Source organism: Fictibacillus sp. 23RED33, from assembly GCF_015903925.1.
In the GTDB taxonomy this organism is placed as follows: domain Bacteria; phylum Bacillota; class Bacilli; order Bacillales; family Fictibacillaceae; genus Fictibacillus; species Fictibacillus phosphorivorans.
The window spans coordinates 226,059-249,914 of sequence record NZ_JACZDX010000003.1 but is presented as its reverse complement, the minus strand read 5'-3'; the positions used below and the strand labels follow the sequence as shown (position 1 = coordinate 249,914).

24 protein-coding genes and 1 other annotated feature are annotated in these 23,856 nt (G+C 41.2%); of the genes, 15 read left to right on the top strand and 9 right to left on the bottom strand.

The window, feature by feature from the left end; genetic code table 11:
• Positions 1-140 precede the first annotated feature (140 nt).
• The 7 genes from IHV09_RS13100 (at position 141) to IHV09_RS13070 (ending at position 7,999) form a co-directional block, all read left to right on the top strand.
• The gene (locus IHV09_RS13100; RefSeq protein ID WP_197191511.1) at positions 141-1,781 is read left to right on the top strand and encodes an acyl-CoA mutase large subunit family protein; all 1,641 of its coding nucleotides are present in this window, start codon (positions 141-143) and stop codon (positions 1,779-1,781) included.
• A gap of 23 nt (positions 1,782-1,804) precedes the next feature.
• Positions 1,805-2,656 (top strand): methylmalonyl-CoA epimerase, encoded by an 852-nt coding sequence (gene mce, locus IHV09_RS13095; RefSeq protein ID WP_197191512.1) that lies wholly within the window; start codon positions 1,805-1,807, stop codon positions 2,654-2,656.
• A complete protein-coding gene (locus tag IHV09_RS13090) occupies positions 2,656-4,203 on the top strand; it encodes an acyl-CoA carboxylase subunit beta (protein WP_144699201.1) in 1,548 nt (515 codons plus the stop codon). The genes mce and IHV09_RS13090 overlap by 1 nt, the downstream gene beginning before the upstream one ends.
• An 18-nt stretch (positions 4,204-4,221) precedes the next feature.
• A complete protein-coding gene (locus IHV09_RS13085; protein ID WP_197130906.1) occupies positions 4,222-5,352 on the top strand; it encodes a M20/M25/M40 family metallo-hydrolase in 1,131 nt (376 codons plus the stop codon).
• A gap of 195 nt (positions 5,353-5,547) precedes the next feature.
• Positions 5,548-6,045 carry a MarR family transcriptional regulator gene (locus IHV09_RS13080; protein ID WP_197130903.1) on the top strand — a complete coding sequence of 166 codons (498 nt, stop codon included), beginning with the start codon at positions 5,548-5,550 and terminating at the stop codon, positions 6,043-6,045.
• Between the two features lie 101 nt (positions 6,046-6,146).
• A complete protein-coding gene (locus tag IHV09_RS13075) occupies positions 6,147-7,322 on the top strand; it encodes a DNA polymerase IV (RefSeq protein ID WP_370568823.1) in 1,176 nt (391 codons plus the stop codon).
• 17 nt (positions 7,323-7,339) lie between these two features.
• A complete protein-coding gene (locus tag IHV09_RS13070) occupies positions 7,340-7,999 on the top strand; it encodes a phosphatase PAP2 family protein (RefSeq protein WP_197130900.1) in 660 nt (219 codons plus the stop codon).
• 42 nt (positions 8,000-8,041) lie between these two features.
• Here the strand turns inward: IHV09_RS13070 and namA are convergent, their stop codons facing one another.
• The 3 genes from namA to IHV09_RS13055 all read right to left on the bottom strand — a co-directional run bounded on the left by namA (position 8,042) and on the right by IHV09_RS13055 (position 10,210).
• Positions 8,042-9,067, bottom strand: coding sequence for an NADPH dehydrogenase NamA (gene namA / locus IHV09_RS13065; protein ID WP_231618297.1), 1,026 nt, complete (start codon positions 9,065-9,067; stop codon positions 8,042-8,044).
• 70 nt (positions 9,068-9,137) lie between these two features.
• Positions 9,138-9,896: a glycerophosphodiester phosphodiesterase gene (locus IHV09_RS13060; protein WP_197191513.1), complete on the bottom strand. Its 759-nt coding sequence runs from the start codon at positions 9,894-9,896 to the stop codon at positions 9,138-9,140.
• Between the two features lie 134 nt (positions 9,897-10,030).
• A complete protein-coding gene (locus tag IHV09_RS13055; RefSeq protein WP_144699210.1) occupies positions 10,031-10,210 on the bottom strand; it encodes a hypothetical protein in 180 nt (59 codons plus the stop codon).
• A 141-nt stretch (positions 10,211-10,351) separates the two neighbouring features.
• On the opposite strand from IHV09_RS13055, the gene IHV09_RS13050 reads away from it, so the two are divergent.
• On the top strand, positions 10,352-10,690 hold the full coding sequence (locus IHV09_RS13050) for a DUF3889 domain-containing protein (protein ID WP_231618296.1): 339 nt from the start codon (positions 10,352-10,354) through the stop codon (positions 10,688-10,690).
• A gap of 4 nt (positions 10,691-10,694) precedes the next feature.
• Here the strand turns inward: IHV09_RS13050 and proC are convergent, their stop codons facing one another.
• Positions 10,695-11,513, bottom strand: a complete 819-nt coding sequence (gene proC / locus IHV09_RS13045) for a pyrroline-5-carboxylate reductase (RefSeq protein ID WP_197264678.1) — start codon at positions 11,511-11,513, stop codon at positions 10,695-10,697.
• A gap of 50 nt (positions 11,514-11,563) precedes the next feature.
• Positions 11,564-11,773, bottom strand: a binding site (T-box leader).
• A 96-nt stretch (positions 11,774-11,869) separates the two neighbouring features.
• Here proC and IHV09_RS13040 point away from each other — a divergent pair.
• Complete coding sequence (locus IHV09_RS13040) at positions 11,870-12,847, top strand: MBL fold metallo-hydrolase (protein ID WP_197264677.1); 978 nt, start codon at positions 11,870-11,872, stop codon at positions 12,845-12,847.
• On the top strand, positions 12,844-13,635 hold the full coding sequence (locus IHV09_RS13035; RefSeq protein ID WP_197264676.1) for an SDR family NAD(P)-dependent oxidoreductase: 792 nt from the start codon (positions 12,844-12,846) through the stop codon (positions 13,633-13,635). The genes IHV09_RS13040 and IHV09_RS13035 overlap by 4 nt, the downstream gene beginning before the upstream one ends.
• Positions 13,636-13,987: 352 nt before the next feature.
• Here the strand turns inward: IHV09_RS13035 and IHV09_RS13030 are convergent, their stop codons facing one another.
• A complete protein-coding gene (locus tag IHV09_RS13030; RefSeq protein ID WP_197264675.1) occupies positions 13,988-14,188 on the bottom strand; it encodes a YqzH family protein in 201 nt (66 codons plus the stop codon).
• 164 nt (positions 14,189-14,352) lie between these two features.
• On the opposite strand from IHV09_RS13030, the gene IHV09_RS13025 reads away from it, so the two are divergent.
• On the top strand, positions 14,353-15,609 hold the full coding sequence (locus IHV09_RS13025; RefSeq protein ID WP_137788967.1) for a DNA polymerase thumb domain-containing protein: 1,257 nt from the start codon (positions 14,353-14,355) through the stop codon (positions 15,607-15,609).
• Positions 15,610-15,624: 15 nt separating this feature from the next.
• The gene (locus IHV09_RS13020) at positions 15,625-15,954 is read left to right on the top strand and encodes a YolD-like family protein (RefSeq protein WP_197264674.1); all 330 of its coding nucleotides are present in this window, start codon (positions 15,625-15,627) and stop codon (positions 15,952-15,954) included.
• A 67-nt stretch (positions 15,955-16,021) separates the two neighbouring features.
• Here the strand turns inward: IHV09_RS13020 and IHV09_RS13015 are convergent, their stop codons facing one another.
• Complete coding sequence (locus IHV09_RS13015; protein ID WP_137788969.1) at positions 16,022-16,753, bottom strand: ZIP family metal transporter; 732 nt, start codon at positions 16,751-16,753, stop codon at positions 16,022-16,024.
• Between the two features lie 146 nt (positions 16,754-16,899).
• Here IHV09_RS13015 and IHV09_RS13010 point away from each other — a divergent pair, with 146 nt between their 5' ends.
• On the top strand, positions 16,900-18,288 hold the full coding sequence (locus IHV09_RS13010; RefSeq protein WP_197264673.1) for an N-acetylmuramoyl-L-alanine amidase: 1,389 nt from the start codon (positions 16,900-16,902) through the stop codon (positions 18,286-18,288).
• Positions 18,289-18,562: 274 nt separating this feature from the next.
• On the opposite strand, the gene IHV09_RS13005 is transcribed toward IHV09_RS13010, so the two are convergent.
• Positions 18,563-18,811 carry an HPr family phosphocarrier protein gene (locus tag IHV09_RS13005; RefSeq protein ID WP_197130872.1) on the bottom strand — a complete coding sequence of 83 codons (249 nt, stop codon included), beginning with the start codon at positions 18,809-18,811 and terminating at the stop codon, positions 18,563-18,565.
• Positions 18,812-18,904: 93 nt separating this feature from the next.
• Between IHV09_RS13005 and IHV09_RS13000 the strand changes: the two genes are divergently transcribed.
• Positions 18,905-19,558, top strand: a complete 654-nt coding sequence (locus tag IHV09_RS13000) for a TVP38/TMEM64 family protein (RefSeq protein WP_197130869.1) — start codon at positions 18,905-18,907, stop codon at positions 19,556-19,558.
• Positions 19,559-19,561: 3 nt separating this feature from the next.
• On the opposite strand, the gene IHV09_RS12995 is transcribed toward IHV09_RS13000, so the two are convergent.
• The gene (locus tag IHV09_RS12995; protein WP_197130862.1) at positions 19,562-19,825 is read right to left on the bottom strand and encodes a hypothetical protein; all 264 of its coding nucleotides are present in this window, start codon (positions 19,823-19,825) and stop codon (positions 19,562-19,564) included.
• Between the two features lie 220 nt (positions 19,826-20,045).
• On the opposite strand from IHV09_RS12995, the gene IHV09_RS12990 reads away from it, so the two are divergent.
• The gene (locus tag IHV09_RS12990; protein WP_197264672.1) at positions 20,046-20,507 is read left to right on the top strand and encodes a hypothetical protein; all 462 of its coding nucleotides are present in this window, start codon (positions 20,046-20,048) and stop codon (positions 20,505-20,507) included.
• A gap of 50 nt (positions 20,508-20,557) precedes the next feature.
• Here the strand turns inward: IHV09_RS12990 and IHV09_RS12985 are convergent, their stop codons facing one another.
• Positions 20,558-23,722, bottom strand: coding sequence for an efflux RND transporter permease subunit (locus tag IHV09_RS12985; protein WP_197264671.1), 3,165 nt, complete (start codon positions 23,720-23,722; stop codon positions 20,558-20,560).
• Between the last annotated feature and the right edge of the window lie 134 nt (positions 23,723-23,856).

The window sequence follows — 23,856 nt, the reverse complement described above, 5'->3', positions numbered from 1 at the left end:
TGGAGGGCAGAAACAAGAAATCCTAAAATACCAATTTGCAAATTTAGTCGAAAATTTGCGCTATCAAGCAGGAAAAAGCGCTTACAAAACGAAAGATGTTATGTTGAGACTATTTTTCTTTGTTAAACAGGAGGCTTCTAATGGACAAACAACAGCGTATAAAAGAGTGGCAAGAAAAGACCGAACAATCAATGAATAGATTTCCCGAACGAAAAGAGAGGTTTCATACTTCATCTGATATAGAGGTTGAAAGGCTGTATGGTACAGAGGAAGAGCATTATCCGATGGAATCACTAGGGCTTCCAGGAGAGTATCCATACACGCGTGGTTCTCAATCTACGATGTATCGTGCAAGGTTCTGGACGATGAGACAATACGCAGGGTTTGGTTCTGCTGAAGAAACGAATAAACGTTTTCGCTATCTACTTGATCAAGGGCAAACCGGGCTTTCTGTAGCATTCGACCTTCCTACACAGATCGGGTATGACTCTGATCACTCAATGTCCCGAGGGGAAGTAGGAAAAGTGGGGGTAGCGATAGACTCCATCGAAGACATGGAAGCACTTTTAAAAGACATTCCGCTCGATAAGGTAAGTACTTCGATGACGATCAACGCACCGGCCTCTGTCCTGCTCGCTATGTATATCGCTGTTGCTGAGAAGCAGGGAGTAGGTCCAGAAAAGCTCTCAGGAACGATACAGAATGATATTTTAAAAGAATACATCGCTCGTGGTACATATATTTTCCCTCCAAAGCCTTCAATGCGATTGATTACAGATATCTTCGGCTATTGTCAGGAATTTGTGCCAAAGTGGAATACGATCAGCATCTCTGGTTATCACATTCGAGAAGCTGGGGCGAATGCCGCACAAGAACTTGCTTTTACGATTGCAAATGGGCTCGCATATGTGGATGCTGCGATAGAATCCGGGTTGAAGATTGATGATTTTGCTCCGCGGTTAGCTTTTTTCTTCAACGCTCATAACCAGTTCTTTGAGGAAGTTGCGAAGTTCAGAGCAGCTCGTAGAATGTGGGCTAAGCTAATGAGAGAACATTATGGCGCTAAGAATCCGAAGTCATGGCAGCTTCGTTTTCATACCCAAACAGGTGGCTCGACCCTAACTGCGCAGCAACCGGATAACAATATCGTACGTGTTACAACGCAAGCACTATCAGCCGTCCTAGGAGGAACGCAGAGCCTTCATACGAACTCAAGAGATGAAGCACTTGCTCTTCCTACAGAAGACTCGGCTCGAATCGCCCTTCGTACTCAGCAGATCTTAGCTCATGAGACAGGTGTGGCAGATACGGTTGATCCACTTGCGGGTTCTTATTACGTCGAACATTTAACAGATGAGCTGGAACGAAAAGCAAACGAATATATTGAAAAGATCAATCAGATGGGTGGCGCGGTTGCAGCGGTTGAACAAGGATACATGCAGCGAGAGATCCACCATACGTCCTATGAAACACAAAAAAAGATCGAGAATGGCCAAGAAATCATCGTCGGCATGAATAAATTTAGTATTGAAAATGAACCTCAGCCAGAACTATTAAGAGTTGATCCAACTTTAGGAGAGAAACAGAAAGAAAAGCTGCAAACACTGAAAGCAAAGAGAGATCAAAACCGAGTGAGCGCTCAGTTGGATTCGTTACGTGCTGCAGCTAAAAGTGATGATAACTTAATGCCGATCATCGTTGAGTGCGTGAAATCATATTGTACGATCGGAGAAATATGCGGTGTGCTTCGAGAAGAATTTGGAGAGTACACAGGCGTCTAAAAATAGAGAGGAGTGGAGAAACGATGAAGAAAACAATTCGTGTTTTAATTGCAAAACCAGGACTCGACGGACATGACCGAGGAGCTCTTGTTGTTTCTCAAGCACTAAGAGATTATGGAATGGAAGTCATTTATACGGGGTTAAGACAAACACCAGAACAAATAGCTGCTGCCGCTGTCCAAGAAGACGTGGATGCGATCGGTTTATCTTGTTTGTCAGGCGCACATAACGAACTTTTTCCAGAAGTGATGAGACTTCTTCATGAAAAAGGAGCAGATGATATTATCGTTGTCGGTGGTGGGGTAATTCCATGGGAAGACATTCCCTTCTTAGAGTCCAAAGGCATACAAAAAGTTTTCACGCCAGGAACTCCGACGATCGAAACAGCCAAATTTATCGAACAAGCGGTATATGAACGTGATGGGATTACAGAAGAGGTGTTTTCAGGAGTAGCGCCAGAACGGATTGATCATATTGGAATCGCTGTAAAATCTTTAGATGAAGCGCTCCCGTTTTATGTGAATGTTCTAGGATTAACACTTGAAGCGATCGAGGAAGTTCCTTCACAAAAAGTGAAAGTAGCTTTTATAAAGATCGGAGAGACGAGGTTAGAACTGCTTGAAGCCTTAACTTTAGACAGCCCTATCGCTCAGTTTATTGAAAAGCGGGGGCAAGGTGTACATCACGTTGCTCTTGGCGTTACAAACATACAAGACCGCATTGATGAGATGAAATCAAACGGGATTAAGATGATTCATGACGCTGCTGTTCCTGGCGCAGGTGGGGCGTCAGTTGCCTTCATGCATCCTTCTTCTACACATAAGGTTTTGTTTGAGCTTTGTGAGAAGACGAAAAGTAAGGAGGAAGCAAAATAATGGACATCTATGACAAGATTAATGAGCTTTATGAAAAGAAAACAGAGATTGAATTAGGCGGCGGTGATGACCGTATCGATAAGCAGCATGAACGCGGAAAGTTAACGGCACGGGAACGCATCGATCTTTTACTAGATGAAGGTACGTTTGTTGAATTGAATCCTTTCATGGAGCACCGCTCACATGACTTTGGTCTATCCGGGATGAAGGCACCAGGAGAAGGTGTAGTGACGGGATACGGAAAGATTCATGGCCGTCCTATTTATCTGTTCGCTCAAGATTTTACGGTATTTGGCGGCGCTCTTGGAGAGATGCACGCGAAAAAGATTGCTGCAGTTATGGATCTTGCGGCAAAGAACGGAACTCCTTTTATCGGGTTGAACGATTCAGGAGGTGCGCGTATACAAGAAGGTGTCATGTCGCTTGATGGCTATGGCCATATCTTTTATCGAAACAGCATCTATTCAGGCGTGATTCCACAAATATCCGTTATTATGGGACCTTGTGCAGGAGGAGCGGTGTATTCCCCAGCGATCACTGATTTTGTGTTTATGGTGGAAAAGACCAGTCAGATGTTTATCACAGGACCAAAAGTGATCGAGACTGTTACCGGTGAAAAGATTTCCTCTGAAGATTTAGGCGGCGCTGAAGTTCATGGGTCGAAGAGTGGGAACGCACATTTTACAGCACCATCTGAATCAGAAGTGTTAGAAGATGTTAGACGTTTAATCTCTTACCTTCCGCAGAATAATAAAGAGAGAACGCCAGTCTTACCTTGGGGGGATGAAGAGGACGATCGCCCTGAACTAACAGAGATCATCCCATTTGATTCAACCAGGCCCTATGATGTAAGAACGGTTATCCAAGAAGTGGTGGATAAGGACTCATTCATGGAAGTTCATGCTCAATTTGCAAGAAATATAGTTGTAGGTTTTGCCAGGATTAAGGGTGAAGTGATAGGATTAGTATGTAATCAGCCAAAAGTCATGGCTGGAGGACTAGACATTGATTCTTCAGATAAAGCATCGCGTTTTATCCGTTTATGTGACTCTTTCAATATTCCAATCATCACGTTTGAGGATGTAACAGGATTCTTTCCAGGGGTAAAACAAGAGCATGGCGGCATTATCCGTCATGGAGCAAAGATTCTTTATGCGTACTCAGAAGCAACTGTTCCAAAGATAACAATCATTCTTCGAAAAGCATATGGCGGTGCATATGTAGCTTTAAACAGTAAATCTATCGGAGCAGATCTAGTATTTGCATGGCCGAATGCTGAGATCGCTGTTATGGGGCCACAAGGAGCTGCGAATATCATCTTCGCAAAAGAGATCGAACGAAGCGAAGATCCTGAAGCGACGAGGGCCGCGAAGATCGAAGAGTATCGTACGAAGTTCGCTAACCCTTATATCGCTGCAGCAAACGGGATGGTAGATGATGTTATTGATCCGAGAGATACGAGAATCAAGTGTATTCAGGCGCTTGACATGCTGCGCAACAAGAGTGAAGACAGACCTTACAAAAAGCATGGAAACATACCACTATAAAAAGCGAGGGATACATAAATGGTAAATGCAGACCGTTTGTTAAACGAATTTTTAGAGCTTGTTCAAATTGACTCTGAGACTAGACACGAGAAAGAGATATCAATCGTTCTTAAAAAGAAATTTGAAGAGCTTGGTGTTGAAGTCTATGAAGATGATGCTGAATCAACGACAGAGCACGCAGCAGGAAATTTAATCTGTACGTTAAAAGGAAATAAAGAAGGCGTTGACACGATCTATTTCACTTCTCATATGGATACAGTTACTCCTGGTAACGGGATCAAACCTTCAATAAAAGATGGATATGTAGTAACAGATGGAACTACGATTCTTGGAGCGGATGACAAAGCAGGTCTTGCTGCGATGTTTGAAGCGATTAAAGTGCTAAAAGAAGAGAATATCTCTCACGGTGATATTCAATTTATCATTACGGTAGGAGAGGAATCTGGCTTGGTTGGTGCAAAGGCAATGGATGCGTCAAAAATCACAGCTAAATACGGTTTTGCCCTAGACAGTGATGGTCCAGTTGGAGATATTATTGTAGCTGCTCCTACACAGGCTAAAGTTCGAGCGAAGATCTATGGAAAATCGGCACATGCAGGTGTTGCTCCTGAAAAAGGCGTTTCAGCTATCACGATTGCAGCTAAAGCGATCGCTCGCATGCCACTTGGCAGAATTGATGAAGAAACGACAGCAAACATCGGCCATTTTCATGGTGGAGGTACAGGAGAGCAAACGAATATCGTTTGTGACACTGTTTTCGTACTAGCTGAAGCTCGTTCATTAATCAACGAGAAAATGGAAGTTCAAACAGCAAAAATGAAAGAAGCGTATGAATCAGCTGCTGCAGAATTAGGCGGACGTGCAGAAGTTGAAATCGAAGTAATGTATCCTGGATTCAAATTTGGTGAAGGTGATCATGTTGTAGAAGTTGCTAAAAAAGCAGCTGAGAAGATCGGACGCCCTCATAGACTTCTTCACAGTGGTGGTGGAAGTGATGCGAACATTATCGCGGGTCACGGTATTCCAACCGTAAATCTAGCTGTAGGGTATGAAGAGATCCACACAACGAATGAAAGAATGCCGATTGAGGAATTGACGAAGACGGCAGAAATGGTACTTGCAGTCATCGGAATAACAGCAGGCGAATAAGAAAAATGACGAAACTTGGCGGATTTTCGCCAAGTTTTTATTGTTTAATAGGCCTTGTTGCCTGTTTTTGTTGCTCTTTAGAACAAAATGTCGCAAAAAGTTGACAGTCACTTTATGATTTATGTAAGATATTTTTATCATGTAAATGAAAATATTGGTAATTTAAAAGAATCTTATTTCGGGGGAGGAAATGGGATGAGTCAACTATCTGACATGCATATGATGGTAAATTATATGCGTGGCGTGTATAAAGTTTTAGAAGAAGATTGGCAGAAAGCTGCAAAAGCCATTGGGTTAACTCAAGCGGAACAACATATTTTATGGATCGTTTCACTAGAACAAGACATTACGATCTCTAAGATCGCTTATTACGGATTGTGGGATGTATCTACAGTGATGCAAGTGATCAAACGACTAAAAGATAAAGGCTATGTGAGACTAGAGAAAAAGAATGATGACCGCCGAATATCTTATGTTTATTTAACAGATGAAGGATTGGTAAAACATAAAGAGTCCACGAGCTTTAACTGCCAAATCTATGGCTTTCTTCAAAAATGGATGGAAGATGAAAGTAAAAAGGACTTCTATCGAGATCTGGTTCAATTACATAAAGATTTAAACAAACATTTTCATGGTGAAGAATTTGTTGAATGGGTAGAGGATACTGGAAAACGGCTTCACAAGACAAGGTAGATACCTTGTCTTTTTCTTTTGCATAGACCGTCGTTCCTTTTGTTTTTAAACGCTGTTCTAACATATACTAATAGATAAGTTTTGATAAAGGGAGTGTTCATGTGTATCAGTCTCCTGGGTCTAAAAGAAGAATCATATTTCATGTGGACATGAACAGCTTCTATGCTTCAGTCGAAATGGCTGAAAACCCTGATCTTCGAGGAAAGCCCGTTGCGGTAGCCGGTAATGTAGAAGAACGAAAAGGAATCATCGTAACTTGTAGTTATGAAGCGAGGGAAAAAGGCGTAAGAACAACGATGCCTCTTTGGCAAGCTAGAAAACTTTGTCCAAATCTTGTGGTTGTTCCACCAAACTTTGAAACATACAAAATGTATTCATCACGCATGTTTCAGCTTCTGCAGGAATATACAGAAAAGGTAGAGCCTGTTTCCATCGATGAAGGCTACATGGATGTAACAGACTGCCAAGAACCACTTGAATTGGCAAAGGAGATTCAATCCAGACTGTTGAATGAGCTGAACTTGCCATCATCTATCGGCATCGGTCCGAATAAATTTTTAGCTAAAACAGCTTCAGATATGAAGAAACCGCTCGGAATCACTGTACTTAGAAAGAGAGATCTCAGTGAAAAGTTATGGCCGCTGAAAGTAGGAGAAATGCACGGAATCGGTAAGAAGACCGAAGAAAAGTTAAATAAATACGGCATCATGACAATAAAAGATCTCGCAGATGCCGTAGATTATGAACTAAAGCATCGTTTTGGCATCAATGGTATAAAGATGAAAGAACGAGCAAACGGTATCGATACGCGTCCAGTTGATCCTAGTGCGGCAAGTGATTATCGGTCGATCGGCAGTTCTACGACATTGAGTGAAGACCTTATCTCTGTTAAGGAAACAGAGCCTGTTTTTAAAAAGCTCGCGGAAAAAGTATCGTCTCGGCTTAAAACAAAAGGGTATGTAGCGCTAACGCTTGCGATCACCATTCGCTACAGCGATCGGAAAACGATCACGAGAAGCAAGATGCTCGCAAACGGAACACAGCATGCAATAGATATCCAAAAAACAGCGGTCGAACTCTTTCGCAGACATTGGAATCAGGAACCTGTTCGTTTATTGGGCATAACTGCTACAGAAGTAGTGGAGAAAGAACAAGCGACTTATCAGCTTGATCTGTTCTCTGTCGAAAAGAACGAAAAAGATGCTCTGCTTCACGATGTATTATCATCGATCGAAAGAAAGCATGGAGAAGGCATCATAAAAAAGGGAAAAAAGTAACAGGAGCTGATCATTTCATGAGATTTAAAAATAGCGTGATGAGAACAGTGATGTTAACTGCTCTTTGCCTTGGGCTTTTTATTCTGTTTGCATCTATCTACGAACAATCAAGAGTAGAAGTTCTTGATGTTTGGGCGATGAAAAATGTGTCTGTTATCCATCAACCTGCTTTAAATGATAGCTTTACGTTTTTGACGAACATCGCTTCTAGACCTTATCAATTCGCCATCTTTTTCTTTTTTGCTGTAATCTGGTTGATCGGTGAAAGAAAATGGATAGAACCGTTCGTGTTAGGCGTTTGTCTCATCGGAATTCGGTTTGAAAATCAATGGTTCAAAGAATGGTTTGAGAGGGATAGACCAATGTACGACCGAGTTATTGAGATCACGGGTTATAGCTTTCCTAGCGGACATGCAATGATCTCCATCGCTTTTTTTGGTCTGCTTTCTTATCTTCTCGTACAAAACTATTCGTTTTTGTACAGATATCGTAAATTTATATATGGCGTTACGATTCTTTTTATTGGATCAGTCGGTTTTAGCAGAGTGTATTTAGGAGTTCATTATCCTACAGATGTTCTAGGTGGTTTCGCGGCTGGAGGAACCTGGCTCTTAATTTGTGTTTTACTGTATAAGGGGCTGAACTACTTTTTCAAAAGGAATGTGTCATATGAATAGAAAAAGCTGGCTCTTTAAAGAGCCAGCTTTCTATCATCGTTCTTACCAACCACGTTCATATTGTTTTGGACTTTCGATCTCTGTTCCAAGATCTTGTGCAGCTGATCGCGGCCAATACGGATCTTTCAAAAACTCTCGGCCGATAAAAATAAGGTCAGCTCGCTTGTTTTGTAAGATTTCTTCCGCCTGTCTGCCTGTTGTGATCAAGCCAACAGCTGCTGTTGCGATTTCAGCTTCGTTTTTAATCTTGTCTGCAAAAGAAACTTGATAACCAGGGAAAGTCGGAATCTTCGCTGGTACAACAGCTCCTGAACTACAGTCGATAAGATCGACCCCGTCTTCTTTCATCCACTTCGAATAGGTTACAAAATCTTCTGGTGTATTTCCTTCTGGGTGATAATCATTCGCTGAAATACGAACAAACAGTGGGCCTTGCCATTCTAATCTGACAGCAGCAATGATCTCTTGTAAGAATCGGTAGCGATTTTCTTGGCTGCCTCCATAAGAATCATTTCTTCTGTTAGACAGAGGGGAGAGGAACTCATTGATCAAATATCCATGCGCTCCATGAATCTCAATTACATCAAATCCTGCAGTTTTCGCTCTTTTTGCTGCGCTTCGAAATTGATTAACTGTCTCTTCGATCTGCTGAAGTGACATTTCTTCTGGTGTCTTCATTTTTTCAGAAAACGCGATAGCAGAGGGGGCGATGATCGGTCCGTCTATCATAGCCTTGCGTCCTGCATGGGCGATTTGAATCGCCGCTTTTGAGCCGTTTTCCTGAATAGACGAAACAAGTTGAGACAGACCTTCTACATGGCTGTCATCCCAGATTCCTAAGTCTTCAGCACTTATTCTTCCTTGAGGGCTTACCGCTGCTGCTTCGGTCATGATCAGCCCGGTCTGACCCGTTGCTCTAGACGTGTAATGAGTCACATGCCAAGGGGTCACAATCCCATCTTGTTCATAACAAGAGTACATGCACATAGGTGACATGACGATCCGATTCTTTAACGTTACGTCACGGATGGTCAATGGTTGAAACAATAAAGGTTGAATATGAAACATCTCCTTTTTCTTTGAGAACAAGCTTTTTTAGCATCATAACTTTTCTTTCTCATTGTAAAACGTTTGATCACTATTTTTGAAGAAATCTGCTCTTGGAATGTGGTGGAAGGCTGTTCAACAGTTCTCTTGCCAAGATCGGATAGTCAGTTATGATCGCTTCTGCACCCCACTCAAAAAAATACTTCATCCATTTCTGACTGTTAACCGTATAGGGACGAACAGGAATATTATTTCTTTTAAAGCCTTTCATGATGTAAGGGTGAAGAGATTTATAGTTCGGATGCGCACTTTGTGAACAAACGGCTTTCACATACCCCCACGGCTCAAACAATCCAGAAGAGTATAGAGGAGCCGTCTGTACATAATTGTTCAATCTTCTGATTTTGACTAAACTATAATGATTGAATGACGAGATCACAGTTCGATCCATCATCCCATAGTGATGCAACAATTGAAGTACCTTTTCCTCGAGACCGTTGTATTCTACGATATTGTTTTTTAATTCGATATTAAGCAACATGGGGAGTGGTGTTATCCATTCTAAAAATTGTTGAAGAGAAGGAATGGATTCTTTATTGAATTTTTTTGAAAACCAGCTGCCCGCATCTAATTGTGATAATTCATCATAAGTGTTATCAACAACATAACCTTTTCCATTAGTCGTTCGATCTATCTTCTCATCATGGATGATGACGGGTATACCATCTTTAGAAAGCTGTACATCGAGCTCGATCCCATCAGCGCCATCTTTAAATGCTTTTTTGAATGCAGCCATCGTATTTTCAGGACAATCCTTGCTAGATCCTCTGTGAGCAAATATATAGGTCAAGAATGTAAGCTCCCTTCATAAAAAAAGATATAGACAGTATAAGGTAAATGAAATCGGAGATAAAATGAAAGGCTCCATAGGCCAACATACGACAGAATGAAAGAAACCCTTCCTGTTTGAAGAGGAAGGGTGAGTTATTTTCTGCGTCTAGAACGCTTCTTTTTTTCTTCTCTGTTGTGTTCTTCCACAGTGGCTCCTTTTTCTGTCAGCCAGTGGATAAAAACAAGCTCTTTGTCAGTAAGAGATCGTTTCGTAAACTTTTCAAACTGAACGCGCAATTCAAGGTATCTTTGGGAAATTTCAACTTCGGTCACACAAATCCCTCCCTAAATCTAGCTCTAGCTTCTACTTAGATGATAAAGAGTAAGTAAAGGGCTTGTCAATTTTTTCTAATCGTCAATTTCTGCAGAGAAAACTAGAGAATTGGTGCAAAATAACGAAAAGGAGTTGGTATGATGAAGATTTCTCTTAAGTTATTCTGCTGGATCATGGCCAGTTTTCTAGTGTGTAGTTCACTTCCGTTTACGGTCTCTGCAGAAAGTCCAAGGGTACAAGAACCTGCTTATGCAAAATGGGGCAGACTCGCTGTTTTCGAAACAGGGAAACGCTACCCCGATTATGATATCGTAGATTATTTATATGTTGGACGAACGACTGCTCAAAATGAAGATATTGTCGAAAGATTTAAGCTGTGGATCAGGAAAGGTGCTTCAGAAAAAGGAGTCATCATAACGATTACGTTAACGCCGAACGGTGTATTTAAGGGTATTTCCTTTCAAGAGACAGCCCGTTAACAAATCAGTTCATTCTTCCTAATTCCTCTGATCGTTGCACTGCTTTTTTGATGCAAGCTAAAAATGCGTCTTGGACTCCGTGTTGGTCCAGTTTACCGATTCCTGCCTCAGTCGTGCCGCCAGGACTGGTTACTTTTCTTCTAAGCTCGATTGGCGAATCTGTTGTTTGTTTAAGCATAAGAGATGCACCTAAAAGCGTTTGAGAGATTAAAGTCTTTGCTTCTTCTTCAGAAAGATTTAATTCTTCAGCCGCTTTTTGCATGGCTTCAGCGATATAGTAAACATAGGCAGGACCACTTCCAGAGAGGCCTGTAACGATATGAAGTTTTTCTTCAGGGACAAGAGTAACCGTTCCGATCGTCTCAAACAGCTCAAGAGATTTTTCAATGTGAAATGGCTCTGCATAGATCCCTGAGGAGAGTGCAGTAGCAGAATATCCGATTGATGCGGAGGTGTTTGGCATCGCTCTCATTACAGGGTTGTTAAGATGAAGCCAATTTGTTAGCGTTTCAGTGGATATGCCAGCCATAACAGAAATGATCAGTTGATGGCTCTTAACAAACGGCTTGATGGTGTTAACCGCATTGTGCGCATCCTTTGGTTTTACCGCAAGAATAATAATCTCTGCACCAGTGATCGCTTCTTCTATCGTTGAAGCGGGTACTACACCGTACTTAACTTGTAGCTCGTTTACACGTTGTGTATTGCTTCGGTTTTTTATCGTGATCAAATCAGCTTGCCATTTCTCTTTTTTGATCAATCCTTCCATAATGGCCTCAGCCATCGATCCGGCACCAATAAATGTTATTTTTTCTGTTCCCACGGGTGATCCCTCCCAGAATTTTGAGTATAAAAAAACTCCCAGTCCTAAATATAAAGGACGGATGGGAGTGATCCGTGGTACCACCTTTGTTGGCATGATTGCTTGCCCGCTCAAGATGTCTTTATCGCAGAACTGCGCCAGATTTCTCCAGACTGCTCCAGGGCAGGTTCAGTAATTCCTTTACGGTGAAATCTTGCAGCCTATGGATTCCACTCTCTAAACGGAGGAGATTACGTACTAATCCCTTTCAACGCATTTATTTATTGGCCATAATTGGCATTTCTTTTATATTTTAAAAAACATTATGCTATGATTTCTATATGTATGTCAACTAGTTATTTTATTTGGAGGAAAAGATGACTCAAAAAACAGCAATTATCCCAATTACGCTTCCTACACCATTTGATGTAGGTCCTGTAAACTGTGTCCTCCTAAAAAGTGATGCGGTTACGCTTGTTGATTCCGGAGCAAAAACCGAAGAAAGCAGACAACAGCTTCTCTCTAACCTTAAGGATCATGGGCTCACTTTTAAAGATTTAGATTATTATATCTGCACGCACTACCACCCTGATCATGCGGGTCTATCAAAAGAGATCCAAGAGAGTGGTGTTTCGACCCTCATGCTTAGAGAAGCCGTTCCTTATGTTAGTGGCGACCGTGAATTTATTGAACAGGGAGAAACGTTTTATACCGATCTCTATCATTCTTTTGGAGTGCCAGATACTCTTGGAAGAATAGAACTTTTAAAGCTGCGAAAGTATCGTACCTTCTCAAGCGCGTTTGTTCCAGACACCCTGCCTTTACCTGGTGATGAAGTGTCTGGTCACGAGGGATTCATCTTTTTAAAGACGCCCGGACATGCCCCAGACCATCTTTCTCTCTATCATGAAGAAGATGGGATCTTAATCGGCGGGGATGTGCTGCTGCCTCATATTTCGTCTAATGCCCTATTAGAACCGCCGGCTTTGAACGAAACCGAGCGGCCAAGAACCTTGCTTCAATACCGAGAGACATTGCAATACCTATACACGCTGAACTTAAAAACAGTATACCCTGGACACGGCGAGCCTTTTACGAATGCAGCACAGTTGATCACAAAACGCTTACACGATCATACCGAGCGTGCAAAAGCGCTTGAACATCTGTTGAGCGATGAGCCGTTAACCGTTTTTGAACTGTGTCGACGTCTATTTCCAAAATTATATGAAAAGCAACTCGGATTAGTAGTATCTGAAGTTGTAGGACACCTCGATCTGCTTCAATCAGAAGGAAGAGTGCGAGTAGAGGAAGAGAACAAGATATCACATTATCGCAGAACAGGAGTTAGAAGATGAGTACATTACAAAATAAAGTGGTCTTGATAACAGGAGCATCAGGAGGACTCGGCGCTCACCTTGCTATGGATGTGGCTAAAAAAGGAGCAACGCCCATCCTTACTGCAAGAAGAGAAGATCAGCTAAAAGTGGTACAGGAAGCGATCTTAAAAGCTACGAATGTAACAGCGCCTTATTATATTTTAGATGTTTCGAACACAGACAGCGTTGAGGAAGTTTTTTCAACGATCCTTAGTGAACATCAAAACATACATATTTTAGTGAATAACGCGGGTTACGGCATTTTTGAAGAGTTTGTGGATTCGCCATGGAAAAATATCGAAGGAATGTTTTCAACGAACGTTCTTGGGCTGATGGCTTGTACGAGAGCTGTTCTGCCTCATATGCTTCAAAGAGGAAATGGTCATATCGTGAATATTGCTTCTCAGGCCGGTAAGATCTCAACGCCAAAATCCAGCGTGTACGCAGCAACGAAACATGCTGTGTTAGGATTCTCAAACGGGTTGCGTTTGGAAGTCGCACACAAAGGGGTAGACGTGACCACCATCAACCCAGGACCAATCGCAACCAACTTCTTTACACTTGCTGATCAGTCTGGCAATTACGTTAAAAACGTTCAAAAACTGATGCTCCAGCCTTCGCATGTCTCAGACAAAATTGTTAAAGCGATGGAGCGTCCCGTTCGTGAGATTAACCTGCCATGGTGGATGAACGTTGGAAGTACGATGTATCAAGTCATGCCAAAATTGATTGAAACACTAGGTGGAAAATCGTTTCGACAAAAGTAAGTTACAATAATTTTATTATGTAAACAAAATGGAGAGTTATAAGACTTTTGGAGCTGATGATGGAACTCGTGGATTGGGGCTCAAAACTCGTGGATTGGGGTCTGAAACTCGTGGATTGAAGCTCAAAACTTGTGGATTGAAGTCCAAAACTCGTGGATTGGAGCTCGAAACTCGTGGATTGGGGCTCAAAACTCGTGGACTGGAGCTCAAAACTTGTGGATTGAAGTCCAAAACTCGTGGATTACAGCCCGAAACTCATGGATTGCCACTTAAAACCTCATCGATTACAGTCCAAACCTCTCACACCAGCATCAAAAATAAGCAGGTTCCCTCACTAAAAGACGGAACCTGCTTATTTATTTGTAAAATAGGCATACACAACGTCCTGAATAATGCTGTAAATTGCCTCATTTTGACTTTCCTCATTTATCTGGCGCAATACTTCTTCTTCGAGATTTCTCCATTCTTCATCTGTTAATGTCCAATTTTCTTCTTCCCATAAATAATCCTTCAACGATCGTTTGATCATTTTTCTTATCAATCTGCGGTTCATTTCTTCACCTGACTTTCCTTATAAATCCTAGACTTTTGGCTCGAAAACGTCAATCTGCAAAATTTGCTGAAAAAATTACCATTGTTATAAGAACATACATTCGGTTAAAATGGGTATACATATAAAGAACAGATGTTCGCTAATTGATGAAAGGGGTATGTCGAATGAACTATGATGAAATGCCTAAGCGCACCATCTTATGTATGGATATGAAAAGTTTTTATGCAAGCTGTGCTGCTGTTCGCTTAGGGTTAAATCCGCTGACATGTCATTTGGCAGTAGTAGGGGATACGGAGAGACAGGGAAGTGTTGTGCTTGCAGCATCACCGAGACTAAAGGCTGATTTTGGTATTCGCACAGGCAACCGGCTGTTTGAGATTCCAAAGAATAAAAACATTATTGTTGTAAATGCGCAGATGGCTTATTTCCTAGAAAGATCGATGGAGATCACGAAGATGCTGCACCGATATGTTCCACCAGAGTCAATCCACACATATAGCGTGGATGAAAGTTTTCTTCAAGCTGACGGAACAGAAAGGTTGTGGGGAAGCGCACAAGAACTTGCTGAGAGAATTCGACGTGATATCTGGCGAGAATTTGGATTGCCGTGTGCGATCGGAATTGGCCCGAACATGCTCATGTCAAAGCTTTGTCTCGATCTTGAAGCGAAGAAAAAAGGAGTGGCGCAGTGGGGGTATGAAGATGTAGAACAGAAGCTATGGCCTCTATCCCCATTAAGCCAGATGTGGGGAATCGGATCAAGAGTAGAGCGGACTTTAAACAGGATGGGGATTGTAACAGTCGGTGACCTCGCGCATTATCCGCTCGAACTTTTAGAGAAAAAATTCGGGATCATGGGGAATCAACTCTATCATCATGCATGGGGCATCGATCTGTCTGAAATCGGTGCGCCCATCATGCAAGGCCAGGTCAGCTACGGAAAAAGCCAGATTTTACTTCGGGATTATACGGATATAACGGAGATCAAACATGTCATTTTGGAAATGTGTGAAGAAGTGGCAAGACGTGCGAGAAGAGCAAGAAAAGCAGGGCGGACGATCAGCTTTGGATTAGGATATAGCAAAGATGAGGGTGGCGGTGGCTTTCATCGTTCTAAATCGATCGATCAGCCATCTAACATTACGATGGAGCTGTATGAAGTGTGTCTAGAGCTTCTGCAAACCTTTTATCGGGGAGAGACGGTGCGTAAGATTTCAATCGCTCTTTCTAACGTCTGTGAAGATACAGAAACACAACTTACTTTGTTTTCTCTAGACCATCCAAAAAAAAGAAAGATCGGCTATGTTATGGATGATATTCGGCAAAAATACGGCTCCAACTCTCTTCTGCGGGCTGTTTCTTACACAAAAGGAGGAACAGCATTATACAGAAGCCGACTTTTAGGTGGACATAAGGCATAAGGGGGCGGAAGAACGGTGATTCGTGACAGAGGAACGATTAAGTGGACAGCGATGATGCTGCCGGAGCATGTGAAAATGTTAAGAGAGCATCAGGACGGTCTGGACTATGGAAGAAAGCCAGAATTAGATGAACAAAAGTACGAAGAATTCAATGAGACAATCTGTGTTGCGATGGAAGAGAACCAAAGGCTAAAGTTTACGTATTTTGAAAAAGGCAGGGCGCTCGTGCTTTTAGGCCATGTGCATTATATAGACGAATATAAAAAAGAGTTAAGGGTGCTCGATGACGAGAAAAGGATGCATATCTTAAAATTGACTGACATTATGGACGTTGAATACGCATAGACACATAAGAAATATAGACGCAAAAAAAACAGCAAAAACTAACGCTGAAGATAGTTTTTGCTGTTTATTATCCAAAGATTTGCGTTAAGTAAATCATGATCAAGAGCCCGGCAATAAATGATAATGTAGCGGATCGAGCGTGACCATCACCATGGCTTTCAGGAATGAGTTCTTTGTAGACGATAAAAAGCATGGCACCGGCTGCAAAGGAAAGGCCATAAGGGACAAGATTCTCTACATAAGAAGTGAGCACATACCCAAGCAAAGCCGTAACGATTTCAACAGCACCCGTTAATGTGGCAATAAGGAAAGCCTTAAATCGATTCATATTTTGATGAATGAGAAAAAGGGCTACTAACAGACCCTCTGGTGCGTTTTGAAGCCCGATCGCAAATGCGATCAAACCGCCAAGGCCGGTATTCTCACTAGCATAACTGACCCCAACAGAAAGACCTTCAGGCAGGTTGTGCAACGTGATTGCAGCAATAACAAGAAACGCTTTAGCATCGATACCCTTAAAAATCTTCGAATGGTCAAGATCAACGTGCGGGACGAACCTTTCTAAAAGTAAGAGTGTTAAAGTACCGAGTGTAATACCGATCGTAAGTACTGTTAAGTTTGATAGTTCAAGAGCTTGAGGAATCAAGCTGAAGGTTGAAGCAGCGACCATGATACCTGCGGTAAGAGCAAGCAGTATGTCGCGGAACCGGTGTGTTACCTGAGACCAGAAAAGAACAGGTAGTGCACCAAAACCGGTTGCTAATGCAGATAAAACACTTCCAAATAAAGCAGCTTCCATTCTGTTACCCACCTTAGTCGAATATCCAATTTTATAAAAATAGTCATATGGCTCTTTTAGTATACCGCCAAATCCTTTTTAATAGAAGTAAGCGCCATTTTCATTGTTAAAAAGCGCTTCTAACGGACAAATAAGAAGGTGACAATTTGAAAGTCATAATCATTGACCCGGGCCATGGAGGTAATGATCCAGGAGCGGTAAACAAAGAGCATTTTGAGAAAGTATATAATCTGGCAATCGCCAAAAAGATACAAGCTAATCTTCAAAACAACTATGAAGTGACGGTCATCATGACTCGAACGGGTGATACAACTGTATCATTAGAAGAAAGAACGAATGTAGCAAACAGCAAGAATGCAGAGCTGTTTGTGTCCATCCACCAAAACATTGGTGGAGGAGAAGGCTTCGAAAGCTATGTGCATCTGCGTGCAGGTGTTGAAACGAAAAGGATACAAGGTGTTTTGCATGCATCAGTCGCGGCTGTAATGAGTAAGTACGGTGTGCGAGACAGAGGGCAAAAACAGGCTGATTTTCACGTGCTTCGTGAAACGAAAAAGTCTGCTGTCTTATTAGAAGTACTTTTCATGGATAATGAGAAAAATTTAGCTCTTTTACAAAGAGAAGATTTTCAAAATGACGTGTCTATAGCAGTTGCAAAAGGAATCGCACAAGGTCTTTCTCTTCCAAAAAAACAGATACAGATCACACAAACACAAATCTTCAATGTGATCGCAGGTGCGTTCGAACAAAAAGAGAATGCTGTTGCTCGGGTTTCACTCCTGGCTAAACAAAACATAACTGCCTTTATTGATGAAATAAAAAGCGGAAGCAAAACCTATTACAGAGTTCAAGCTGGAGCTTTTCAGAAAAGAGAATATGCAGAAAATTTCGCTAAAAAGATTCGTTCAGAAGGTGTAGCAGATGCTTATGTGATAGAGAAAAATACAAATGAGCCGCCCCTAGTCGAGGAACCGCCAAAACCAAATCCAGAGCCTCCGAAGGGCCTAACGATACAAGGCTCATCGATGTTATCTGCAGAAGAGATGGATCGGTTTGTAAAGAAAGTCAATCCGAACGCGCCATCTGTAGCTGCTCTTTATGTTCAGATCGGACAAGTGTACGGAATCAGAGGGGATGTAGCATTCGCTCAGGCTATTCAAGAAACAGGGTACTTCCGGTTTGAAGGTAACGTCAAGGCTTCTCAGAATAACTATGCAGGAATCGGTGCGACAGGTAAGAACGAACCGGCTGTGTTTAAGACGCCTCAAGAAGGCGTTCTAGCACACATCCAGCACTTGTTTGCTTATACGTCTACAAAGCCTCTACCTTCACAATATCCTCTTGTTGATCCTAGGTTTCAATATGTCCAAAGAGGCAGTGCTGTGACTTGGGCGCAGCTGAACGGCAAATGGGCCATACCAGGCACAACGTACAGTACTAAGATATTGGAAATTTACAAAAAGATGCTAAATGAAGCGAAAATACCACTTCAAACAAGAATTAACTCTCTAAATGCAGCGTTGAACGAAATATAAAAATCCATTTTCTTCACGAGTTTTCTTAAACAGGAAAAATAAGGCTTCGCATGGGGTTGAATTTCATGCGAAGCCTTTATTTGATTACATAATCATCCTAATCATGTGTACGCGAAAAAGCATGCATCCTATTGAGGTGCGAAGATCACGTCACCACAAAATAAGTGTTTTAGTTGTCTCTAACTCACTCAGTTGGCCATTTACAGTTTATAAGTCAGGAAGAAATAGCCAAAGAGGAGTTCGGTGTAATAAGATAATAATAAGAGCAATAAGATTAAGATTTACAGCTTGCAAAAAGTCCGGATGAAAGTATCTTTTCTTTTAGCTCAGTATTAGGTGGATCGCAAATAATTTCAACAAAATCCTCTGGATAGATAGACAACGCAATGATACCGAGAAAGCTTTTTCCGTCAGCTGTTCGGTCTCCTTTTTGCAAATAGATAGATTCTGTAAAACTGCCTGTTAGCTCAACAAGTTTAGCAGCACGCTCTGCATAAATAGGCCGAGTAGCTTTTACAATCATAATAGATGACCTCCTTTGCCAATCACACTATGTATGGATATGTGCATAAGAAGGAAAAATGCTTACTAAATGAAACTTTCACATGGAGGAAACATGAAACCTACAAAAAAGTGGCTATATCTTACGTTATTGGTTGCTGGCTTAATCATTTTATTTCTCTGGCTGCAAAAGAATTATAAGGGATTTAGTCCTGAAGAATTTAGAAATTGGATCGTACAGTGGGGATGGATCGCACCTTTTATCTTTGTTGTCCTTTATACAGTGAGGCCTTTTGTGTTATTTCCATCTTCCATATTTGCCATAACAAGCGGTTTGTCGTTTGGTTTTTATTGGGGATGTCTGTATACATATCTCGGATCGCTAGGAGGAGGACTCCTAACGTATTTCGCGATCAACCGCCTTGGCCGTTTTAAGAAAAATAAACAATGGAAAAACGAAAACTACGAAAAAGTACGCAACAAGATTGAAAGAGAAGGCATTCGATTTGTTCTATTGTTAAGGTTGCTTCCGGTATTGAATTTCGATCTCGTTAGTTATTTAACTTCTTTAACAAAGGTAAAGTTTAGAGACTATGCGATCGCTACAGCAATAGGAATCATTCCTGGAACAATTGCTTACACGTACTTAGGTACCTCCATGACGTCTGGAAGCAAAAAAGTTGTTTGGATCGGCACTACTCTTTTATTTGTCCTTGTCGGTCTACCCATGATATTTAAGAAGAAGATGAAGGCAAAGGTAGGGTTGTAGAAATTAAGAAGGTTGCTCTGGAGGTAAGATCAGACTCATCGCTGACTCAGCATCAGCGCCTTCAACGATATAAAGAAAAGAATCTCCTTCTTTTAACGTTAAAAAGAATGCTACGAGCTGTGATAATCCTGTAGCATGAATGGTAATACCATCTTTACTTAAAAATAGCTGGCTGTTAAGTCTCTTAGCAGAATGCATAATCTCAATGGCTTTACTCACTGTATATTTAGCGGTAACGATTACTTTTTGAGAGCAGATTTGTTTCATAATCTGAAGCCTCCTGTACGAGATGATTGCTGATATATTTCCCATAAGTAGAGTGGCCGAAACAAGGTCTATAGTCCCGATGTGCAAAATGATGGAAAAGTATGTAGTGCTTTAGAATAAAGAAGGGTAATTCTTTAAACTATAATAGGCCGACTAATGTGAGGTATAGAGGTCACGGAGATAATAAAGGGAAGCGGACTACAAATGGGAGGGAGTTTGATTGCGAATTTCATTTAAGCTTTTTGTCATGATTCTTTTTCTTTTAAATCTGTCCCAAACTTGTGTTTTTGCTTCACCACAGATAGTTGCTGAGAAAAAGGCAGGGGACTTTCACTACAACATAAAAGCAGATGGTGAAACATTGACTTGGAGTATAGGTGACGGCAAAAAACAGAGTGAGCTTAAAGAGGATAAAAATAATCAAAGAGAGCTAGATCAATTTAGGGAAGCAGTTAATGAGATGAGCGTACAAAAATTCTCCTTAATTATCTATATTTTATATCTGATCTTTATTGGAATGATAGGGTATATCTTCTATAAAAAGGTTGCGGAAAGAAAAAGGGAACTCATGGGGATCGTTGCACTGTTCGGTATATATGCTGTATACAAGTGTTATATGGCTTACGAATTTTTTGTACAAGCTCAGTGGGATGCCAAATATTATTTTGCAGCTCTTACATAAAGCAAAAAAGAGTACAGCCGGAAGTAAAACCCGGGCTGTACTCTTTTTGTTTAAGAATTTAATTTAGCTTTTTCACGCTTCGCCTGTCTTCTAAAGAATAACTCATATAGAACAGGTACGATGATCAATGTTAATAGTGTAGAAGTCGTTAGACCACCAATTACAACGATCGCTAATCCTTTAGAGATCAGTGTTCCTGACGACGTTGTTAATGCAAGTGGAATTAATGCTGCAATTGTCGCAAATGCTGTCATTAATATCGGTCGTAAACGAGTTTTACCAGCTTCTAATAGCGCCTCGCGAACTGGCATACCTTTAATCTCACGGTTTTGTCCGATGCGGTCTACCAATACGATCGCATTCGTCGTAACGATACCGATCAGCATGAGTATTCCGATCATCGCACTCACAGATAATGGTTCGTCGATCAAGTATAATCCTCCGATTGCTCCAACAGGAACGAATATGAGGGAAGAAAGGATGATGAACGGAATGCGTGCTCGACCAAATGTGATCAACATCGTTAAGTAAACGAGACCGATCGCAACTAGCATCGCAAGGCCAAGATCTTTGAACGTATCCATCGTTTCTTCGCTTCCTCCGCCACCTTCTGTAGATACAGAAGAAGGAAGGTCTACATTATCTTCAACGCCTTTAATAACGTCTTGTGTTACTTTTTGAACGTTGTCTCCTTTTACTTGTGCAGAGACTTGTGCATAAATCTTACCATCAAGCTTTTGGATTCCAGTTACAGTGTCTTTCTCCGTTACTTCGGCAACGTCTGAGATTTTAACCGGACCGGATGAACCAAATACAGTTAGATCCTTAATCTCATCAAGAGATTTAACTGCTTCGTCATATTCGACTTTCACATTCTTTTGATCGCCGTCTAATGTAAGTTCTCCTACCTCAACGGGTTTTGTTACATCTGAGACTGCTCCTAGAATAGCGAAGCCTGATACGCCTTTTTCAGCTGCTTTTTCGGTATCAATGTCAACAGCCCATTGTTTTTGTGTATCTTTAAAGTTGTTTGATACATACTTGATCGAATCAATCGTCTTCATGTACTCTTCAACTTCACTTGCTGCTTTCTGCAGATCTTCTAAGTTGTTTGAATATAGATCAATATTGACTTCGTTATTAGCTGGAGGCCCGCCGCTTGAAACTTCCTGCAAGCTGATTACGGTTCCTTCTGCTTTTTCGTCTGTGATTTCTTTAATATCTTTTTCTAGCTCTTTTAATTCTGTATCAATGTTTGCTTCTTTTTTGAGGTTAACAAAATAGTTGGCAACATTTTGACGCTTAAGACCGGTTTGGAAATCACGAGAACCGATACCAGCTGTTACATCTTCAATCGTACCGCGCTTAGAGAGGTACTCTTCAACTTCTAAAGACACTTCGTTCGTCTTTGTTACATTTGTACTTGCAGGTAATTCAACGTTAATCGTTAATGTTTTTTGTTCTTCATTCGGCAGGAACACCATTCCAAGCTTTGTTGCAAGGAAGAAAGATCCGCCTAAAAGAATGAATGAAGTGAAAAGAACTAGAATTTTATGGTTCAATGAGGCTTTGATCAGTTTTTCATAACCACGTTGCAATGGACCATCGTTCTTTTCTGGTTTAACGGTTTTAAATGCATATTTTGCTAATATAGGTACGATTGTAACAGCAACGATCAGTGATGCTAATAATGCAAATACAACGGTTAAAGCAAACGGTAAGAAGAACTCACCTGTAATACCACCGACAAGACCAAGCGGCAAGAATACTACAACGGTTGTAATCGTAGAAGATACGATTGCTTTTAAGATTTCGCGTGTAGAGTCAATGATCAGCTCATCACGATCGTAATCACCATCCGTTTTACGGATTCTTCTAAAGATATTCTCGATAACCACGATACTATCATCTACAACGCGTCCGACGGCAACTGCCATTCCGCCGAGTGTCATAATATTTAATGTGATATCAAGGCGGTCTAGGAAGATAGCTGACACGAGCAGTGAAAGCGGGATCGAGATGATCGCAATGATTGTTGCTCTAAAGTTTCGAAGGAATATAAGTACTGCTAATGAAGCGAATAATGCTCCAAACAATCCTTCTTTAACAAGTGTGTTTACAGAATCTTTAATACCTTCCGCCTGGCCGAAACCAATAGCATAATCTAACTTATCATCATATTTATTTTTGTTCAGGACTTCTAGCACTTTGTCAGCGACCTCGACCGTATTTGCATCTTGTTTCTTTGTTACGGCCATAGAGAGTGAAGCTTTTTGGTTATATCTTGTAATCTCACTAACATCATCTGTTTCCTTAACTTCAGCAAGATCACCAAGCTTTAAGCTTGCTGGTGCTTGAGGTGCTTGTGCTCCACCAGGTGCGCTTTGTCCGCCTGGAGCACCACCTCCAGCTCCTGGTTGACCTGCTTCACCAGGTGCTCCTCCGCCAGCTCCACCTGGAGACTGAGCAGGTGCGCCTTGACTTGAGGAAATTGTAATCTTCTTAAGCTCAGCAACCGTATCGACCACTTCTTCAACACGAACTGGGACTGTAATCGAGTCATCGGTTACGGTACCAGCAGGGAATGAAAGGTCACGGCTGTTAATCGCCTCTTTAACGGCGTTTAAGGTGATGCCGGCTTCTTTTGCTTTTTCTTTATCAAGTGTGATCGAGACGAATGTTTCTTTAACGCCACCTACAGATACGTTGTTCACACCTTGAATCTTTTTAAGTTCTGGAACCAATTCGTCATTAACGAATGCTTGAATGTTTTCTCCTTCTTTTTCAGGGAATAGAGAAATATTGTAGATAGGAATGGTTCCAAATGAGAAACGACTTACCTCTGGTTCTACATCTTCAGGGAGATCCGTTTCTGAAATGATGGATTTGACTTGATCTTCTACTTCATCCATATTTGCGGTGAAAGGGAAATCCATACTAATGATAGATATACTTTCGTTTGAAGAACTCTTAACGGTTTTTACATCCTCTACTTGCTTCAGTTGAGTTTCTAGTTTGTCTGTTACTTGCTCGTTCACATCTTCAGGAGATGCTCCTGGATAAACGGTTTGAACGGTCAGTTGTGGAAACTCAACATTTGGGAGTAGGTCCACTTTTAAATTCGTGAACGAGAAGACTCCACCAACAATGAGTAAAAATGAAAAGATGAATATTGCTACTGGATTTTTTAAACTAAATCGTGTTAACCAGTTCATTGTTTCCTCTCCTACGTATGTTTTTATTTTGCATATGTGTATTTTCACATATGTTTATCTATAATATAATAGCTGTATAAGATTTATATCAAGTATTAAGGATAAAAAAATTGTGAAAAATGTGTTACAATGCA

Coding starts and splice junctions, on each gene's coding strand:
- IHV09_RS13100 (WP_197191511.1), top strand. CDS start 141: ATGGACAAACAACAGCGTATAAAAGAGTGGCAAGAAAAGACCGAACAA.
- mce (WP_197191512.1), top strand. CDS start 1,805: ATGAAGAAAACAATTCGTGTTTTAATTGCAAAACCAGGACTCGACGGA.
- IHV09_RS13090 (WP_144699201.1), top strand. CDS start 2,656: ATGGACATCTATGACAAGATTAATGAGCTTTATGAAAAGAAAACAGAG.
- IHV09_RS13085 (WP_197130906.1), top strand. CDS start 4,222: ATGGTAAATGCAGACCGTTTGTTAAACGAATTTTTAGAGCTTGTTCAA.
- IHV09_RS13080 (WP_197130903.1), top strand. CDS start 5,548: ATGAGTCAACTATCTGACATGCATATGATGGTAAATTATATGCGTGGC.
- IHV09_RS13070 (WP_197130900.1), top strand. CDS start 7,340: ATGAGATTTAAAAATAGCGTGATGAGAACAGTGATGTTAACTGCTCTT.
- namA (WP_231618297.1), bottom strand. CDS start 9,067: ATGTTTCATATTCAACCTTTATTGTTTCAACCATTGACCATCCGTGAC.
- IHV09_RS13050 (WP_231618296.1), top strand. CDS start 10,352: ATGAAGATTTCTCTTAAGTTATTCTGCTGGATCATGGCCAGTTTTCTA.
- IHV09_RS13040 (WP_197264677.1), top strand. CDS start 11,870: ATGACTCAAAAAACAGCAATTATCCCAATTACGCTTCCTACACCATTT.
- IHV09_RS13035 (WP_197264676.1), top strand. CDS start 12,844: ATGAGTACATTACAAAATAAAGTGGTCTTGATAACAGGAGCATCAGGA.
- IHV09_RS13030 (WP_197264675.1), bottom strand. CDS start 14,188: ATGAACCGCAGATTGATAAGAAAAATGATCAAACGATCGTTGAAGGAT.
- IHV09_RS13025 (WP_137788967.1), top strand. CDS start 14,353: ATGAACTATGATGAAATGCCTAAGCGCACCATCTTATGTATGGATATG.
- IHV09_RS13015 (WP_137788969.1), bottom strand. CDS start 16,753: ATGGAAGCTGCTTTATTTGGAAGTGTTTTATCTGCATTAGCAACCGGT.
- IHV09_RS13005 (WP_197130872.1), bottom strand. CDS start 18,811: ATGATTGTAAAAGCTACTCGGCCTATTTATGCAGAGCGTGCTGCTAAA.
- IHV09_RS13000 (WP_197130869.1), top strand. CDS start 18,905: ATGAAACCTACAAAAAAGTGGCTATATCTTACGTTATTGGTTGCTGGC.
- IHV09_RS12995 (WP_197130862.1), bottom strand. CDS start 19,825: ATGAAACAAATCTGCTCTCAAAAAGTAATCGTTACCGCTAAATATACA.
- IHV09_RS12985 (WP_197264671.1), bottom strand. CDS start 23,722: ATGAACTGGTTAACACGATTTAGTTTAAAAAATCCAGTAGCAATATTC.